Consider the following 18584-nt stretch of genomic DNA (forward strand, 5'->3'; position numbering starts at 1 on the left):
AGAAGGAAAAGGTGCTTCTTAATAACGAAAACGTCGCTGCCACCTTAGTCTAATTGTAAATATATTCCAAATGGATGGAGCCACCTTTAGTTGGGCATTTACTTTTTTGGCTCTCTTGGCTAAATAATTAAAACAGAAAATTTAGATATTATTTATGCAACGCTAGTGTTTCCTATAGTATAAAATACAAAAACACATATTCGTCCATGACGAATATGTGTTTGCAGAAAAAACAAAAAAATACACTTGAAAAGTCACAGACAGATGTGACCCTAGTGTATTAACATGATAAGTCTATGTTTAAAAAGATCCAGTTGAGGCCACACGAATAGCTATATTTAGTTGTTGTTTGAGCAATGTTCATTTTAACCATGATAATGACCTCCTATTTTATTCTAATTTATTATAGATGGGAGAATGTAATAAGTCAATAAATTTTTCACATATTTCTAAATTTATTTTCACCTTTTTGGATGGCAGAAAAATGTTGTTTGGCTTCTGTTCAAAGATACAAACATACCCTTTAATTGCTTCAACATAAAGACAAACTTTACATCAATTAGATAGCGGATAAATTAGAAATATTCCTCACATACTAAATAAAAAATAAAGTGAAACTTCATTCAGTAGGAGTTTTCTTCCATCTCCTACTGAATGTTAGTACTGCAAGGGTATGACCTAAGGTCCTTGAACGAATCGGGCATTTAGGTGCCGTTTTCTCCCACTTACTCTTTTGTACCAACTCAGGATCTTATAGTGGGAGTCTTACGGCACCTTATATGCGGGATAAAGTTCTCAGGCCTAGTTCTTTAATGTATTCACTACCAAATTTGACTGAATTCCCTCAAGGGAAAAATGCTAGTTTTCATTATATTTATTCATGCTTTTGAACTTTTATTGGAAATTTTTCTAAGAAATCATTTCCCTATACTAAATCGATACACTTAACAGTTTTTATCAATATATTTAGTGGAAGGTGTGAAAATAAGGAGGTAGTTATGGGAAGAACAATAACAAAAAACCGTAAAACAACTATTTTCCCAACAAAACTCACACAATTGGAAACGCGATTAAAAAAAGATTTACTAATAACCGTGATTTCTAGCATATATAAGTTCGATTGCCAACCAAGACGATATTAATACGTTGCGGTAGCGCTTAAAGGATTTAGAAGTGGATTCCGTAGAGGATAGTTCTTTATTAATTCAATTGATTGAAGATCACTCACTAAGCATATTCCCACAATTTTACGAAACGGAATTACCGGATCGCTTTTCGTATTCAATCTGCAAAGGACGTATAGGTGTACTCGTCGATAATAGTCCTACGGGAATTGTTGCTCCTACTTCGTTATTCAGTTTTTTTGAGTCAACAGAAGATTTATATATGCGCTGGAATATTGGTTCTTTTTTTCGGATGTTGCGATTTTTAGCGATGTTAATATCTGTTTTCTTAACACCTTTCTATGTTGCAGTTGTCACCTATCACTATGAAATCATTCCTACACCATTACTTATTTCCCTCGGCCAATCGAGGGCAAATGTTCCATTTCCTCCAATTTTTGAAGCGATTCTGTTAGAATTGTTGATCGAATTATTACGAGAGGCTGGAGCACGATTACCTACAAAGGTTGGACAAACAATGGGAATTGTTGGTGGTATAGTTGTTGGTACAGCAGCAGTACAAGCAGGTTTAACGAGTAATATTTTAATTATCTTTATTACCTTAAGCGCCCTTGCGTCACTTACTGTGCCTAGTTATTTAATGGGAACTACCATTCGCATTCTCCGCTTTCCAATGATTTTATTAGCTGGATTATTAGGAATTATTGGAATCATGCTTGGTTCCTGCTTTATTATCATTCACTTACTGAAATTAACGTCACTAGGGAGGCCATATCTGACTCCAATTTATCCATTTAATTGGCAAGATTTAAATAAAACACTCTTTCGCTTTCCGCACCATATGGATTCCAAACGGTCTATCTCCTCCCGCTTAAAAGATCTTTATCGATTTAGTAAAGAGAAAGTTAAAAAGAAAAAAGATATTGACGAGTAGGTGTGTGTATGAACGTTAATCTAAATATTAAACCGAACCAGCAAATTAGATCTTTCTATTTGTTTTTTATCATCGCATCGATCCAAATTGGTGTAGGAATTATGGGAGTTCCGAGACTTATATATGAAGAAGCAGGAAGAGATGCTTGGCTATCTGTACTAATCGCTTTTTGTTATATAAGTCTCTTACTTGCCGTTATGCTCTTAATTTTAAAGCAATATAACAATGCGGATATATTCAGCATTCAAACGGATATATTTGGTACGTTTATTGGAAAACTATTAGGTACGTTTTACATCGTTTATTTTATGTTTAATCTATTTACCGTCCTTATTACGTATGTCGAAGTACTAACCATTTTTATCTTCCCGGAATTAAACAAAACCGTCATGTCCTTATTAATAATAAGCTTGGCCATTTATACTGTGCTTGGCGGCATAAGAGTTATTGTTGGTGTTTGCTTTCTTTTTTTTATTTTCTCTCATTGGCTCGTCGTTCTGTTAATTGAACCAATTATGGATATTGATTGGACGCATTTTCAGCCTATGTTTCAGGCTTCATTCACTGAATTATTAAAAGGCGCTAAGCAAACTTCTTATACTCTTACCGGGACGGAACTGTTATTTTTGCTTTACCCCTTTATTCAATCTAAGAAAACTGTAAAAATTCCTTTATTTCTTGGCATTATATTCTCCTGCTTAACAATTTTAATTGCCACCGTACTTGTCATCGGTTATTTTACGCCAGAGGGAATCGGTGCCCGTGAATGGTCTGTACTTGGCCTCTTTAAAAGTCAATCCTTTTCCTTTTTAGAGCGTTTTGACTATATTGTTGTAGCTGAGTGGATGATGGTTTCATTGCCAAATATGGTGCTCTTTTGCTGGGCTGCAACCTATGGATTAAAGCGGTTATATCACATTCCACAAAAAAATCACTTTATATTTTAGGCGCAGTTACGGTAATTACCAGTATATTTACAAATGAACATTTTATTATCCAATCAATAATAAATATAACTGCCCAGATGGGGATATGGATTGTCTATGTCTATCCATTTATTTTATTGCCTTTCGTATTATTGAAAAGAAAACTGAAAAGGCGTAGAAAGGTTGTGGATAAGAATGAAAAATAGGTCTCTCTTTAGCTTCATACCATTATTATTTTTACATCTGCTTGCGTTGAACCAAAACAGATAGAGCAATTAGCTATTATTAATGCTCGCGGAGTTGATCAATTAAAACAAACAGGTGAAGAATTAATCGAAACAACGCTGGTTATCTTTCAATTTGATACGCAAACAAATGATATTACCGAAATTGCTACAGGAACCGGGAAAACTATTAAAGAAGCTAGACATAATGCTGACTCGAAGACAAGCTTTACACTTTCACCCGGACAAATTCGCCTGGAATTATACGGCATGGATACGGCAAAATCGGGCATTAATTCTTATTTAAATACCTTACATCGTGATGCTCGAACGACCGACAGAGTGATGCTGGCAATTACAGATAAAACTGCTAAAGAGGTTCTTACCGCTGGACAAGAAGCAACGAATATCAATGTTGGATTATTTATCAATGGTTTGATTAAGCAAAAAATCACAAATGACATGATACCAAAAGCCGAGCTAAATGATTTCACCCATGCTTTTTATGAAAAGGGAAGAGATCCTGTTTTGCCTTTTATTACTACGGATGATGGGGTTCATGCTTTAACGGGAGTAGCCCTATTTAAAGGGGATACTTTTGTAGGTAAATTATCATTAAGGCAAGCATTATATATTAATCTAATACTAAAAAAAATCAAAGCACCTTCATTTAATTTAGGGGTGCCGACAGAACCATTGAAAAAATATATTCAAGAAGAGTTATCAGAAAATGAAAATGAGGATATTTATCTCAATGGTCAAATCCTTACCGGTAAAGACAGGACTACATTACTGGATAAAGAACAACTAACTTTTCAAACGGATATTACCATTGAAATGAATATTCTTGAATTATCTAAAGAGTTAGAGTTAGAAAATAAGAAAGTCGTTGAAAAACTGGAAGAAGAAATCGGAAACCAGATGGAAAAGGAATATGCAAAATTATTAGAAACAACACAGGAAATGGGTGCAGATCCTTTTGGTTACGGCGAAATATATCGAATTCATAAGAAAAACGGCAAACTTAAAAAAGGAGAATGGTATAAGCTCTATCCAGATATAAAAGTAAAGTTTAATGCCAATATAAAAATTGTTGAATATGGTGATATTCGCTAAATAACTTCTCCCCCAATCCTTTTGTAGTGATATTGAAAAAAGGGATAAAAAGACACGAAAAGATGGAAGCTACGAACTATCAAACTGTAGTATGACAGAACCGTCAAAAACAAGTTGACAAGACAATACGATGATTCCCTTCATGTAAATTGAATTTTTTTAAAAAGATACTCTATCTTACTTGCATCCCTAATCAGAAATTGTTACGATAAAATAGTTCTATACGTGAACTATTTATGAAGTGAACTAATACTACCTTGGGGGGAGGAACATGGATCTTAAACAAATCATTGATCGTTATCAAACTGCTTATAACAAAATTAACCGCAGCTTTAATGCACTGCTCAAAGAGCGAAGCCATTCTGATATTACCAGTGATCAATATATCACTTTAGATCATATTTTAAGCCATCAGCCCTGTACCAGTACTGAAATAGCGGCTACATTCGGAATTGGTAAAAGTGCTGTATCTGCACAAATTCATCGTTTATTCATAAAAGGATTAATTGCAAAAGTACCAGATAAAAATGATCGTCGAATTGTATATTTATATATAACGGAACAGGGTAAACAATTAGTAGAATATACCGAAGTAGAGATACAAAAAGAGCTGGCAAACTACTTATCTCATTTTAACGATGATGAAATCTACTCATTTATTCAATTATTAGAGAAATTAGCTTCGTTAATGGAGAAAAAATAGGTATGATGCTTTTCTAATGAGCATCATCAAAGAAAGGATGTTCTACATGAAACAGATCATTAAGCTCCGTTGGTACATAGCAGCTCTATGGCTTATCGCAGCAACGGCACTTTTTTTTCTAGCGCCTAGTTTACAGGAGCTTGTTCGAGAAAAGGGACAAATTACGGTTCCTGAAGGTGCTCCTTCAGAAAAAGCTCAAGAATTACTTGATGCTATGTCACCAGAGGCCGAAGATGCTACAAGTGGTGTCCTTGTCTTTCATGAAGAAGATGGATTGACAAAAGATGATCGTAAAGCCATTGAAAAAGGGATCTCTACCTTAAAAGAAAACAAAGAAGAGCTTGGGGTATCAGATATACTTGACTTTAGAGAAGACCCAGCAATTAAAGACCAGACAGTATCCAAAGATGGTACAACAATCCTTGTACCTTTTCAAGTATCATTAGAGGATCAAAAAATTTTAGAATCAAGAACAAAAATATTAAATGCTGTTGACGACATTCAAGTAGATCACCACTTAACAGGGGAACAATATATTGAACAAGATATTATTAAAAACTCTGAAGAAGGGTTGAAAAAGACAGAAATTATAACCGTTGCGTTAATTTTAATTATTTTATTTGTCGTATTTAAATCTTTAGTAGCCCCATTTATCCCGCTCTTAACAATAGGGATCAGCTATTTAGCAGCACAAGGAATTGTAGCCATTCTTGCCGATACAGTTGGCTTTCCTCTCTCTACCTTTACACAAATATTTATGGTTGCTGTCATGTTTGGTATTGGTACAGATTACTGTATTTTATTAATTAGTAGATTTAAAGAAGAAATTCAGCATCAAGATTCGATTAAAGAAGCTGTTGTAAAGACATATAAATCTGGTGGAAAAACCATATTATTTGCTGGCTTAGCCGTATTAATTGGTTTCTCTACGATTGGTTTATCTACTTTTTCTCTCTATCAATCTGCTGTAGCAGTCGCAATTGGGGTAGCAGTTGTATTATTAGCATTAGCAACCTTAGTACCTTTTTTCTTAGTCGTTTTAGGAAAAAAATTATTTTGGCCATTTGATAAAAATGTAGAACATAAAGAAAGTAAACTGTGGAAAATGGCAGGTAATTTTTCCTGGACCAGACCATTACTATCCCTGCTCATTGTAGCAATTATAACCGCTCCGTTCCTCATTACCTATAATGGTGATAAATCTTATGATTCGTTAGATGAGATGGGGGACAATTACGGTTCAAAAATTGCCTTTAACTGGATAGCTGACAGCTTCGGTCCAAGTCAAACAATGCCATTAACGGTTGTCTATCAGCTTGACGATGAAAAGATTGATACAACTGAGGACTTTCAAACCATCGCTATGCTCACAGAGGAACTCGCAAAGCAAGATGAGGTTGATCAAGTTCGAAGCGCGACAAGGCCAGCTGGAAATGTCATTCCAGAGTTTCTCGTCGATGAGCAAACAAGTCAGCTTGCAAATGGCATTGGCAAAAGTACAGATGGTATCCAAGAAATTGAAAAAGGTTTACGTGACGCGGCATCAGAAATAAAGAATGCATCCCCTCAGCTTGAGGAAGCCCAATCTGGTGTTGACCAGTTATTAGAAGGAACCTCAACTGCTGAAAATGGTGTAGGAGAACTTAGCAGTGCTCTAACAGAAATTCAAAAAGGGATTGAATCCGGATCAAAAGGCACAGGTGAAATTCGCCAGAACCTGCAAATGATAAAAGATAATTTAGATGAAACAATTGCTGCAAATAAACAGCTTCTTAAAGGATATCAAGCAATTGCTGACGGCCTAAAAGGATTTGGCTCTGGAAAAGTCAATACGGAACAATTAAACACCATGATAAATACATTAAAAGATTCGAAACAACGCATATCCACGATGCATCAAATAGCGATTGAAGCAAATCCTGAACTACAAACAAATATGAAATATATGGAAAGCCATCAACGAGCATTAGGACAAATTGACGGGATCATCAACGGCGTTAATGATATGAAAACAAATCTAAACCAATTATCTCAAGCACAGAATCAACTTAAGCAACAAGTGATTACACCTTTAAATCAACTTAACGAAGGATTTCAGCAATCCATTTCGGGTCAAGAGCAATTATCCAAAGGAATTGGGGAACTTTTGATTGGTATTGATCAATTACAAACCGGATTAAATCAAGCTGCCGACGGACAGAACCAAGTGAACAGTAATATTCCTTCATTACAACAAGGATTGTCACAGCTTTATGGCGGACAGAAACAGCTAAAAACGGCATTTAGTGATATAGAAGGACAACTTGATAAATTAGCTGGTGGATTAACAGAAGCGTCAAATGGTTTACAGGAAATTGATAAGGGCTTATCAGAAGTAAAAAACTATCTCGGAGAAATCAAGACAAAAGATAGTAATCCGATCGTCGTGATTCCAGATCAAGCATTAGAAAACGAAGATTTTATGGAAGGAGCTAATCAATATCTTTCCGAAGATAAATCGATCGTAAAATTTGAAGTACTTATTGAACAAAGTCCGTATTCCACAGAAGCCATTCAAATGGTAGATAAAGTGAAACAAGTTGCAGATGATGCTGCAACTAATACGATCTTTGCCGATAGTGAACCATACATCGGCGGCGTTAGCAGCACAAATAATGACCTGCAGAATATATCTAATGAGGACTATTCTAGAACGGTTATCATTATGCTAAGTGGACTGTTTATCATGCTGATCTTTTTACTACGTTCCTTTGTTATGCCAATCTACTTGATTGGATCACTCATCTTAACTTATGTAACATCGATGGGAGTAGCTGAACTTATTTTCACACAATTATTTGGCTATGACGGATTAACTTGGGCAATTCCTTTCTTTGCTTTTGTTATGTTGATGGCTTTAGGTATCGACTACAGTATCTTTTTAATGGATCGCTTTAATGAGTATAAAGAAGTACCCGTAAAAGAAGCACTGATTCACTCGATGAAAAACATGGGTACGGTTGTTATATCGGCAGCCATTATACTTGGCGGAACCTTTGGTGCTATGCTTCCATCTGGCGTACTATCGTTATTACAGATTGCAACGGTCGTGTTGACAGGGTTATTCCTATATGCATTTATCGTTTTACCATTATTTATCCCAGTCATGGTAAGACTATTTGGTAAAAACAACTGGTGGCCATTTAAACATCATGCAGAGCAAAAAAGGGAATAACGCAAAAAGAAAAAGGAAAAAGCGGCTGCCAAAAGGCTAGCCGCTCTTCAATTCCTTATTTCTTTTGTGTTTGCTTAATAATATTAATTACATGTTCCTTTGCTCTTTCCGTTTTATGCTGTTTCATCATATCAATCATTATTGGGGCATATTCGCGCAAGTGGGCTAACTCCTTCATTAATGACTCCGCGGTTAATGCTTCTTCCTCCAGCACTCTAGCATAGCGCTTTTTAGCAAACGATTTCGCATTAAGAATTTGATCTCCTCGACTTGCCTGAAGTGACAATGGAATAAGTAGCATTGGTTTTTGTAAAGCCAAAAATTCAAAAATAGCATTTGCACCCGCTCGTGAAAGAACATAATCGCTAGCTGCAAAAATATGCTTCAGTTCTTTATGAATGTATTCAAACTGTACATACCCCTCCTGTTTAATTGTAGGATCTACTTTATCTGTCCCGCAAATATGAATAATTTGAAAGGTAGAAAGTAGCTGGGGCAGGCTTTCCCTTACGGTTTCATTGATCTTCTGTGAACCTCCACTGCCTCCCATCACTAATAAAACCGGTTTTTCCTTATTTAACCCTGCTATTGCTAGCCCTTCCTCTCTATTTCCTTGAAACAGCTCGTCACGAACTACTGCACCAACATATTCGCTTTTTTTCGCTGGAAGATAATCCATTGTTTCCGGAAATGTTGCTAACACTTTTTTGGCAAAAGGAGTGGCAATTTTATTCGCAAGACCTGGAGTATAGTCTGATTCATGTATAACCGCTGGTACGCCAGTTAATTTCGATGCTAATAGAACAGGAACCGATACAAACCCGCCCTTAGAAAAAATAACACTTGGTTTCGTGTTTCTAATAATACGAGCTGCCTGAAAAGTCCCCTTTATTACTTTAAACGGATCCTTCAAATTCTCAATCGATGCATAACGACGTAATTTTCCTGTTGAGATCGGATGATATGTGACACCGTCCAGTTCTTCAATCAACCTACGCTCAATTCCATTTTTAGAGCCAATATATTCAATTTGCCATCCATGCTGTTGATAGTAAGGAATTAATGCTAGATTAACAATCACATGTCCCGCTGTACCACCGCCGGTAAATAAAATACATTTATGATTCATAACGTAAAACTTCCTTTCCTTTCAAACTCCTTTACAAAACGGTATAATATCTTTTATACTCCTCTTCTATCCTATTAAAAAATACAATAAAAAGGAAGAGAATTATTATGTATGTAACAACTAGTTTAGGTCAAAAATTAAAGCTGTTTAGTGTTATTTTAATCCCCATCCTTATTACACAAATAAGTATGTATTTAATGAATATTTTCGATACGATGATGTCTGGGCAGGCTAGTGCAGTAGATCTTGCCGGTGTTGCTATTGGCTCAAGCTTATGGGTTCCCATTTTCACAGGAATTAACGGCATTTTATTAGCGATCACTCCAATTATTTCCCAGTTATTAGGAGCAAAGTCCAATGAAAAGATTACTGAAATGGTTCAACAAGCAATCTATCTTTGTTTTTTATTAGCAATCTTTGTTTTTATTATAGGGGCACTATTGCTTAACCCTGTGATTGAATTTATGCATTTAGAAAACAGTGTAACTCATACCGCAAAATTTTATTTAATTGCCCTTGGAACTGGAATTATTCCTTTATTTATTTTTAATACATTACGCTGCTTTATTGATGCACTTGGACAAACCAGTATATCGATGTTCATTATTTTACTATCATTACCATTAAATCTGTTTTTTAATTATGTATTTATTTTTGGTAAATTTGGTGTGCCAGCTTATGGTGGAATTGGTGCAGGAATAGCAACGTCTATCACGTATTGGCTCGTATGCATAATCGCCTGTATTGTCGTTCATAAATTATCTCCATTCCGTAAATTTAATGTTCTTATCCACTGGATTAAACCATCTTTACAAATTTGGTGGGAACAATTAAAAATAGGAGTACCCATAGGCTCTGCCATGTTTTTTGAAACAAGTATTTTTTCTGCTGTAACTTTATTTATGAGTGCTTATAGTACATATACGATCGCAGCACACCAAGCAGCAATGAATTTTGCCTCGCTTTTATACATGATCCCACTTAGTGTAGGCATGGCATTAACGATTGCAATAGGATTTGAAGTAGGAGCAAAGCGATTTCGCGATGCTAGAGTGTATGGATATATCGGTATAAGCGGTGGGATTTTCATTGCTACATTTGCCGGGTTAGTTATATATTTCTCCAGGGATATCGTTGCTGGATTATATAATTCTAATCCAGAAGTAATAGCATTAACGAAGCAATTTCTTATCTATGCAATTTTCTTTCAATTCGCAGATGCTTTCGGTGCGCCTCTTCAAGGAGCATTGCGTGGCTATAAGGATGTGCATGTTACATTAATTATGGCTTTAGTTTCCTATTGGATCATTGGTCTGCCTGTCGGTTGGGTTCTCGCTAACTTTACATCATTAGAGCCGTTTGGATATTGGGTAGGAATCATTACTGGATTATCTTGTGGCGCTATTGCATTGTTAGCTCGTCTCCTATACTTACAGCACAAATTCAGCAAAAAAGATGCATATGTTAAAGGATAATCAAATCAGGAATTCTTTGAAAGTATATACAACTCATTTAGATAGGCACACTAAAAAATCATCTATTTACGAATAAAGTGAAACTTCATTCAGTAGGAGTTTTCTTCCATCTCCTACTGAATGTTAGTTGAACGAATCGGGCATTTAGGTGCTGTTTTCTCCCACTTAGACCCTTTAGTATCAACTCGAGGCTCTTAAAGTGGGAGTCTTACGGCACCTTACATGTGGGATAAAAGGCAGCGTAGTTCCAGCGTTTTTACCATGGCACTTGTGATCTACTAGTTAATCTTAGCCTTCATTACACCTTGAATCAAGTTCTGTGCTATCATTTTATCCTTTCTAGTTTATTAGAAAAACTTGGCTTATCGCCAAGTCTTTATGGCGAAAGCTATAGTTTTTCTTATACTATAAACCATAAAGTTCTATACTTTCCTATAGTATAAATAAAGACTGTCCATTTTATAAATGTGAACAGTCTCTTTACTATTGATAACGCTTGCTTCAATAAAGAAAAACTTCATTCAAGGATTGCTTTTCTCCTTGAAATGGAACAAAAGGAGAAAAAGTCGGGCATCCTAAAAAACATGCGAAGTGTCGCTATCGAATACTTGTCCTTAAAAAATATTTTTCTTTTATGCGATGTATTTCTACCGAATCTTTCCTTGTCCCGTCGAACCGAACAAAGGAGCCATTTCTCTCAAAGCTCGAAAAATTATAAGCAGATTTTTCAATTAAGAGAACGGCGCCTTAGATGCGGTATGGAGGAACTTTATCATATACACCTTAATTTCCTTAGATAAATCCGCTAACTGTAAGGCAGCTAGTAACTTTTTAACTATAGGAAAATTCCAACAACAGATGCGGATAAAATAGACGCTAATGTTGCCCCGATTAATAGCTTCATTCCAAAGCCGGATACGCTTACCGCTTTTTCCGCATCTATTCCTTTTACGGTACCGGCAATAATACCGATAGATGAGAAGTTAGCAAAACTTGTTAGAAAGACTGTCACAATTCCGATCGTTTTTTCTGACATTTGACCTAACAATGGTTGAAATTCTAACATTGCAACAAATTCGTTGGTTACAATTTTAGTACCCATAATAGAACCTGCCTGAATAACCTCACTAGGAGAAATTCCCATTAATAATCCAATTGGTGCAAGAGCATAACCTAATATTTGTTGCAGCGTAGTACCTACGAAAATTAATTGAATGAGCCAGTTAACCAATTCTAGTGAAGCAATAAATGCAATCAACATGGCTGCAACAATCAGTGCAATTTTCCCACCTTCTAGTGCACCATTACCCATTGCCTCAAAAATGCTTTTTTCATTACTAACATCCTTTATATCTACTATATCTTTTTCCTTCGGTACATTGACCGGTGCGATTACAGAGGCGATCATAAGTGCACTGAACATATTTAGCGGTAATGCAACTAAAACGTATTCAGCAGGAAGCATTTGCAAATATGCCCCAACAATCGAAGCTGATACAGATCCCATTGCGGAAGCACTTACAATATATAGACGATTATCGTTTAAATGATGAAATTGAGAGCGAATTGCAATCAATGCTTCCGATTGACCAAAGAAGATACTATTCACAGCGTTAAATGATTCCACTTTTGGCAAGCCTGTTACTTTTGAAATTAAAGCTCCAATATATTTAATAATTGTTGGCAAGATTTTCAAATACGTGAGTACAGATAATAAGGTTGCAAAGAAGACAATTAATAAAAGAACATTAAAGAAGAAGACGCCGCCTTCTTTTAGCTGAAAACCTCCAACAACAAAGTTTATACCCTCTGAACCAAACTCAATCAATTTATTAAAACCTGCTGAAATACCCGTAATAACTGCTTGTCCAACTTCAGTTTTAAACATAAATAATGTAATCAGAAGCTGAAAGACTAGCATAATACCAATCGCTTTGTAATTAATATTCTTTTTGTCATTTGACATTAAATATGCTGTTCCAAGTACAACAGCAATGGCTAATAACCCAAGAAGAATCCCCACGATGTATTTCCTCCCTTAATTAATGTAACTGTTTTCATAGTTCTTTCAATAGCTATTGTAGCAAGTTGTCAGACGTCATGCAAGTGATTGTTTTTTCTGTCAATTATTGTCCACATAAATTATATTTCCCTACTAATTTGTACAATAATCTGGAAATTACTATGTTCTAGTTTTAAGATCATAATCATTTTTTAACAGATACACATTACGTGTTTGTAATTATCAAGGGAGGAGTTTTCAGAAAATTATCTCGTGTGAATGTAAATATTTATAACGTGTTTTACTTGTCCTTAAAAAATCGCGATGTATTGCTGTCGAAGCTTTCCTTGTCCTTGAAAAATCGCGGTGTATTGCTACCGTAGCTTCTCTGTCCTTGAAAAAGAAGTACGCTTTTTCTGCGTGCGATGTTATTCAAGAAGTCTTACTTGTCCTTGAAAAAGAAATACACTTTTTCTGCGTGCGGTGTATTGCTGCCGTAGCTTCTCTGTCCTTGAAAAAGAAGTACGCTTTTTCTGCGTGCGATGTTATTCAAGAAGTCTTACTTGTCCTTGAAAAAGAAATACACTTTTTCTGCGTGCGGTGTATTGCTACCGTAGCTTCTCTGTCCTGTCACCTGCGGACGAATCGGGCATTTAGGTGCCGGTGTTTCCTACTTAGACTTCTTCATATTCTAATCACTTTGAAGTAGGAGTCTTACAGCGCCTTACATGCAGAATAAAGAAAACATGCCTCTAAAACAGAGGTATGCCGACGTTGGCGGCAAGCCCCCTTTTAGGCGGCCTTCCTTTAGATTCGAGCCGATATGCACAAACACTTAAGCTTATTAATAAATATCCACCATCGAGAAGCGGAGATAATCTCGTAGACTAATATAAAAAACCCCTTACTCTACAAACAGAGTAAGGGGTTATCTATAGCTTATTTAACCTTCTAAGAGCAGGTCATATGGGTCTTCAAGTAATTGCTTAACACGAACAAGAAACTGTACTGCTTCTTTTCCATCAACAATACGATGATCATAAGATAATGCCAAATACATCATTGGACGCACTTCAATACTGTCATCCGGCATAACAACCGCACGCTTTTGGATGTTATGCATACCTAAAATACCGACTTGTGGTGCGTTTAGGATCGGTGTTGATAACATAGAACCAAATGTTCCGCCATTCGTTATCGTAAACGTACCGCCTTGTAAATCACTCATTTCTAATTTCTTGTCACGAGCCTTTAGACTGAGGCTTTTAATTTCCTTTTCTATTCCTGCAAAATCCAGACGTTCTGCATCTCGTACAACTGGAACGACTAAACCATCATCTGTGGAAACAGCAATACCAATGTCATAGAATTTCTTTATTATAAGTTCATTTCCTTGAATCTCCGCATTTAATAGTGGGAAATCCTTCAATGCCCCAACTACAGCTTTTGTAAAGAAGGACATAAATCCTAATTTCACACCATGCTTTTCAATGAATTTTTCTTTTCGTTCACTGCGCAACTTCATAACATTTGTTAAATCTACTTCATTAAACGTAGTTAGCATTGCTGCTTCGTGCTGAACTTCAACAAGGCGTTTAGCGATTGTTTGACGGCGGCGTGACATTTTAACTCGCTCTACCGGCTTAGAGAATTCTGTTTTCTCTGATGATTTCTCCTCTTGCTTTACTGATTTCTTTTGTGGTTTATCTACGCTTTTAGCTGCTTCCTCAACATCTTCTGGGCGAATCCGTCCTAATGGATCACGTGGACTAATCTTGCTTAAATCAATATTTAGTTCACGGGCACGTTTTCTAGCAGCAGGTGAAGCAATCACTCCAGCAACTCCCGTTTCCCTCTGTTCTTCAGTATCTTCTTGCTTAGGCTGTTCCTGCTTTGGAGATTCCGATTGCTGATCTACTTTTTCTTCTTTATCTTCTGCTGGCTTTGATTCTGCTTGTGTAGTGCTTCCTGTCTCAGCATTTTCGTCAATTTTTGCAATGACATCGCCAACTTCTACATCTTCGCCTTCAACTCGAATAATTTCTGTAATCACACCGGAATAATCTGAGTTCACTTCTACATTTACTTTATCCGTTTCTAATTCAACAATTGGGTCCCCTTTTTCCACCTTGTCTCCTTCTTTAACCAACCACTCCGCAATAGTTCCTTCTGTAATTGATTCTGCCAGCTCTGGTATTTTTATTTCACTCATCAGAATCTCCTCCTTTTGTTGGGGTTATCGCCTTTTGAACAATTTGTTTTTGCTCTGTCTTATGGACATTCGGAACACCTACTGCTGGTGAAGAACGATCTGGACGACCAATATAACGTAATGTTTGCCCATCTTTTAGCAAGTCTCTCAAGTAATCGTCGACGAAATCCCAGCATCCCATATTTTGTGGTTCTTCTTGCACCCAGACAATTTCTTCTAAGTTCGGCAAAGCGTTTATCTCTTTTTTCAATAGTTTTTTAGGGAATGGATATATTTGTTCTAAACGTATTGCTCGTAGCCAATTAAAATTGTCATCCGCCTGCTCAATCGCTTCTTCAATATCTACCATAATTTTACCGCTTCCAATCAGTAAGCGTTTAGCATTTTTCTTACTTACCTTTAAGTTAGGCTGATCGCGGATAGCAAGGAACTTACCTTTGGTAAACTCTTCTGCTTTTGAAGCAATTCGTTGATTTCGAATTAAGCTGCTTTTCGGTGTCATAACGACTAATGGTCTAGCTTCTTCTTTATTACGTAAAGCTGCCTGTCTACGAATTAAATGAAAGAATTGTGCAGATGATGTAACGTATGCTACAATCCAGTTATTCTCTGCAGCCATTTGGAGAAAGCGCTCTAGTCTTGCACTGGAATGTTCCGGTCCCTGTCCTTCATAACCATGAGGAAGAAGCATCACCATATTCGATTTATCTCCCCATTTTGCCCGTGCCGAAGAAATAAATTGGTCAAAGATAACTTGCGCTACATTGGCAAAATCTCCAAACTGTGCCTCCCAGATTACTAAAGTATTCGTCGCTTCTACGCTATAACCGTATTCAAAACCTAACACACCCGTTTCAGATAAAGGACTGTTGCGGATGTCAAAGGAAGTTTTTGCTTCTTCAAGCATATGCATTGGGCAGAATTTTTCACTTGTTTCAACATCGTGTAACACTAAATGGCGATGTGCAAACGTGCCTCTTTCGGTATCTTGTCCGGTAAGACGAATTGGAATTCCATCACGTAAAATGGAAGCATAAGCTAATGCTTCTCCAGTACCCCAATCTGCCTTTCCCCCATTCTCTAATGCATTTTCACGTCGCTTCAAAATTCTCTCCAGCTTTTTATTACTGTTAAAACCTTCAGGACGTTCTAATAATCCTTTATTCAATGAACGTAAAGTTTCTAAGTCAACAGCAGTCTCATATTTATCTAATCCATTTTTTAATGCTTCCGGCATAAACATAGACTCTGCTTCACCAGTTTCGTTTTCTTTCATATTATTGTAAATATCTTGCAATTTATCGAGAGCACGCTGCTTCATCTCTTTAAATTGCTCTTCTCTAATAATCTCTTTTTCTTGTAAATTCTTAGCAAATATATGCGCTACAGTAGGATGCTCATCGATCATTTTGTATAGAACCGGCTGTGTCATTCGTGGTTCGTCCATTTCGTTATGACCATAACGTCGGTAGCCAACTAAATCAATGAGAAAGTCCTTGTTAAACTTTTGACGATACTCATAAGCAATTTGAACTGCAGAAATACAAGCAATTGGATCATCTGCATTTACATGGATAATTGGAACTTCAAACCCTTTAGCAAGATCACTTGCATAGCGTGTTGAACGACCATCCTTTTGCTCTGTTGTATAGCCTAATAAGTTGTTTGCAATAATATGCAATGAACCGCCAGTAGAATATCCTGGAAGATTACTAAGGTTAAAGGTTTCAGCGACAATTCCTTCACCGATAAATGCTGCATCACCATGGATAAGAACTGGAATCGCTTTATTCTTATCTTGTTTGGCATACCCTTTTTCATAACGATCATCCTGTGCAGCACGAGCAAATCCTTCGACAACTGGATTAACGAATTCCAAGTGAGATGGATTGTGCGCTAGACGAATTCGCGTTACACTTTCTTTTCCATCTGGTTCTTTTGTTGCACCAAAATGATATTTTACATCACCCGTCCAACCATAATTAATTCCCATTGATCCTTCAGAAGGAATTAACTCTTTATTCGGAGAGTGGTGAAATTCAGAAAAAATCCTATCGTATGGCTTGCCAAGCACATGGGCTAATACCGCAAGTCGACCACGGTGAGCCATACCCATCATAATGTTTTCAACTTTGTCAGCACTCGCATTTTTTACAATTTGATCTAACATGGGTACCATAATTTCTAATCCTTCAATAGAAAACCGCTTTTGACCTACAAACGTCTTTTGTAAAAATTCTTCAAATCCTTCGACCTGTATAAGTCTTTCTAGCAACTTCGTTTTCTCATCGTCGGATAAGCTGAGCCTCGCTTTACCAGACTCAATCAAATCTAGTAACCACTTACGTTCGTCATCATTATTGACATGATCAAATTCGAATGTAATCGTGCCAGAATAATACTTTTTCAATTCTTTTACAACATCTAATCCATTTTCTACCTTGTTTGGAGCGTTTTCCCATAACCAGGAAGCTGGAATACTTGCTAAGTCTTCTTTCGTTAACCCGTATGTTACTGGATCAACTAATTCAGACTTACGTTTCTTCATGCCGACTGGATAGATATCTGCCTCCAGATGCCCAAAACGACGAATAGCCTCAACAAGTTTCATTGCTGAGGTAAGTTTCTTTACATCGTCTATTGATGTAGCTTGAGCTGCTGCTCCAGCCGCAACGTTTGTTTGGGATAACCATTGAGGGGCTCCATGCCCATCGAACATTTTTTTAATGGATGGATCTACTGCCTCTGGATCCTCTTTGTACAAATCGTATTGCTCTTCTACATACCCCAAGTTTGGACCATGAAATTCGGACCAGAATCTCTCATTAGATTCTTCATTCTGTGCCAACTTTTATACCCCCATTAGAAGTTACGTAATCCGTTCTGAAACGGTATACATTATTCAATCTACATTATAGAACTGACTATAGATTACTTCAACTAATATACCTCATTTTATTTTGGTAGACAATATCATGTTCTAATTGTAATTATAAACAGAATTTTCAAATGTTTTAACCTGCTTTTAAAGCATGGTATATCCTCTTTAATTTAGCAAAAATCTCGGGCTTCCTTGAAAATCACGATGTATCGCTTTCGAGGCTTTTCTTGTCCTTGAAAAAGAAAGACGCTTTTTCTGCGTGCGATGTATCGCTTTCGAGGCTTTTCTTGTCCTTGAATTTCAAACGGATTGGGCATATAGGTGTGTTATCTCCCACTTAGACATCTTCGTATTCCCTATAACTCTTGAGTGAAAGTCTTACTGCAACTTAAGTGTGAGATAAAACCTATATTTATGAAGGAGGATTTGTTCCAACTGAGAATATAATCAACAATATGGACGATTGTTTCATTTTTAGGCATGTTTCGTTATAATAGAATTAACTCTTATTATGGGCACTATTTAAAGGGAGGATGGAAAGATGAAGTTAGCTTTATTAATGGGGGTAATTGCTGTATTTATGGTGTCTTTTTTTACTTCAGGATACGAATCAAAACCAGGAATGCCAAAAAAGCAACAATAAA

General features: G+C 36.5%; 12 protein-coding genes. 6 read left to right on the forward strand and 6 right to left on the reverse strand.

From position 1 onward, the window contains the following. Positions 1-1173 precede the first annotated feature (1173 nt). From KQI21_RS05525 to KQI21_RS05545, 5 genes are all read left to right on the forward strand, one after another. The gene (locus tag KQI21_RS05525; protein ID WP_373687630.1) at positions 1174-2058 is read left to right on the forward strand and encodes a spore germination protein; all 885 of its coding nucleotides are present in this window, start codon (positions 1174-1176) and stop codon (positions 2056-2058) included. Positions 2059-2066: 8 nt separating this feature from the next. Further along, positions 2067-3005, forward strand: a complete 939-nt coding sequence (locus KQI21_RS05530) for a GerAB/ArcD/ProY family transporter (protein WP_253291317.1) — start codon at positions 2067-2069, stop codon at positions 3003-3005. A gap of 212 nt (positions 3006-3217) precedes the next feature. Continuing rightward, the gene (locus KQI21_RS05535) at positions 3218-4324 is read left to right on the forward strand and encodes a Ger(x)C family spore germination protein (RefSeq protein WP_309245509.1); all 1107 of its coding nucleotides are present in this window, start codon (positions 3218-3220) and stop codon (positions 4322-4324) included. A 271-nt stretch (positions 4325-4595) separates the two neighbouring features. Then, positions 4596-5027 carry a MarR family winged helix-turn-helix transcriptional regulator gene (locus tag KQI21_RS05540; protein WP_216483074.1) on the forward strand — a complete coding sequence of 144 codons (432 nt, stop codon included), beginning with the start codon at positions 4596-4598 and terminating at the stop codon, positions 5025-5027. A gap of 46 nt (positions 5028-5073) precedes the next feature. Beyond that, on the forward strand, positions 5074-8241 hold the full coding sequence (locus tag KQI21_RS05545; protein ID WP_216483076.1) for an MMPL family transporter: 3168 nt from the start codon (positions 5074-5076) through the stop codon (positions 8239-8241). 55 nt (positions 8242-8296) lie between these two features. On the opposite strand, the gene murG is transcribed toward KQI21_RS05545, so the two are convergent. After that, entirely contained in the window at positions 8297-9370 is a 1074-nt protein-coding gene (gene murG / locus KQI21_RS05550) for an undecaprenyldiphospho-muramoylpentapeptide beta-N-acetylglucosaminyltransferase (RefSeq protein WP_216483078.1), read from the reverse strand. 107 nt (positions 9371-9477) lie between these two features. Between murG and KQI21_RS05555 the strand changes: the two genes are divergently transcribed. Next, positions 9478-10845, forward strand: coding sequence for an MATE family efflux transporter (locus tag KQI21_RS05555; RefSeq protein ID WP_216483080.1), 1368 nt, complete (start codon positions 9478-9480; stop codon positions 10843-10845). A gap of 835 nt (positions 10846-11680) precedes the next feature. Here the strand turns inward: KQI21_RS05555 and KQI21_RS05560 are convergent. The 5 genes from KQI21_RS05560 to KQI21_RS05575 all read right to left on the reverse strand — a co-directional run bounded on the left by KQI21_RS05560 (position 11681) and on the right by KQI21_RS05575 (position 18277). Next, positions 11681-12868, reverse strand: a complete 1188-nt coding sequence (locus KQI21_RS05560) for a NupC/NupG family nucleoside CNT transporter (protein ID WP_216483082.1) — start codon at positions 12866-12868, stop codon at positions 11681-11683. Between the two features lie 280 nt (positions 12869-13148). Next, entirely contained in the window at positions 13149-13283 is a 135-nt protein-coding gene (locus tag KQI21_RS16375; RefSeq protein WP_301281730.1) for a hypothetical protein, read from the reverse strand. A 507-nt stretch (positions 13284-13790) separates the two neighbouring features. Continuing rightward, entirely contained in the window at positions 13791-15059 is a 1269-nt protein-coding gene (odhB, locus tag KQI21_RS05565; RefSeq protein WP_216483084.1) for a 2-oxoglutarate dehydrogenase complex dihydrolipoyllysine-residue succinyltransferase, read from the reverse strand. Next, the gene (locus KQI21_RS05570; RefSeq protein ID WP_216483086.1) at positions 15052-17907 is read right to left on the reverse strand and encodes a 2-oxoglutarate dehydrogenase E1 component; all 2856 of its coding nucleotides are present in this window, start codon (positions 17905-17907) and stop codon (positions 15052-15054) included. The genes odhB and KQI21_RS05570 overlap by 8 nt, the downstream gene beginning before the upstream one ends. A gap of 232 nt (positions 17908-18139) precedes the next feature. Beyond that, positions 18140-18277 carry a hypothetical protein gene (locus KQI21_RS05575; protein ID WP_216483088.1) on the reverse strand — a complete coding sequence of 46 codons (138 nt, stop codon included), beginning with the start codon at positions 18275-18277 and terminating at the stop codon, positions 18140-18142. Between the last annotated feature and the right edge of the window lie 307 nt (positions 18278-18584).

The sequence above is a fragment of the Virgibacillus proomii genome (assembly GCF_018916875.1).
Lineage (GTDB): Bacteria > Bacillota > Bacilli > Bacillales > Amphibacillaceae > Virgibacillus > Virgibacillus proomii_B.

Excerpts from the sequence above, each read along its gene's own strand:
- KQI21_RS05530 (WP_253291317.1), top strand. The coding sequence starts at position 2,067 with ATGAACGTTAATCTAAATATTAAACCGAACCAGCAAATTAGATCTTTC.
- KQI21_RS05540 (WP_216483074.1), top strand. The coding sequence starts at position 4,596 with ATGGATCTTAAACAAATCATTGATCGTTATCAAACTGCTTATAACAAA.
- KQI21_RS05545 (WP_216483076.1), top strand. The coding sequence starts at position 5,074 with ATGAAACAGATCATTAAGCTCCGTTGGTACATAGCAGCTCTATGGCTT.
- murG (WP_216483078.1), bottom strand. The coding sequence starts at position 9,370 with ATGAATCATAAATGTATTTTATTTACCGGCGGTGGTACAGCGGGACAT.
- KQI21_RS05555 (WP_216483080.1), top strand. The coding sequence starts at position 9,478 with ATGTATGTAACAACTAGTTTAGGTCAAAAATTAAAGCTGTTTAGTGTT.
- odhB (WP_216483084.1), bottom strand. The coding sequence starts at position 15,059 with ATGAGTGAAATAAAAATACCAGAGCTGGCAGAATCAATTACAGAAGGA.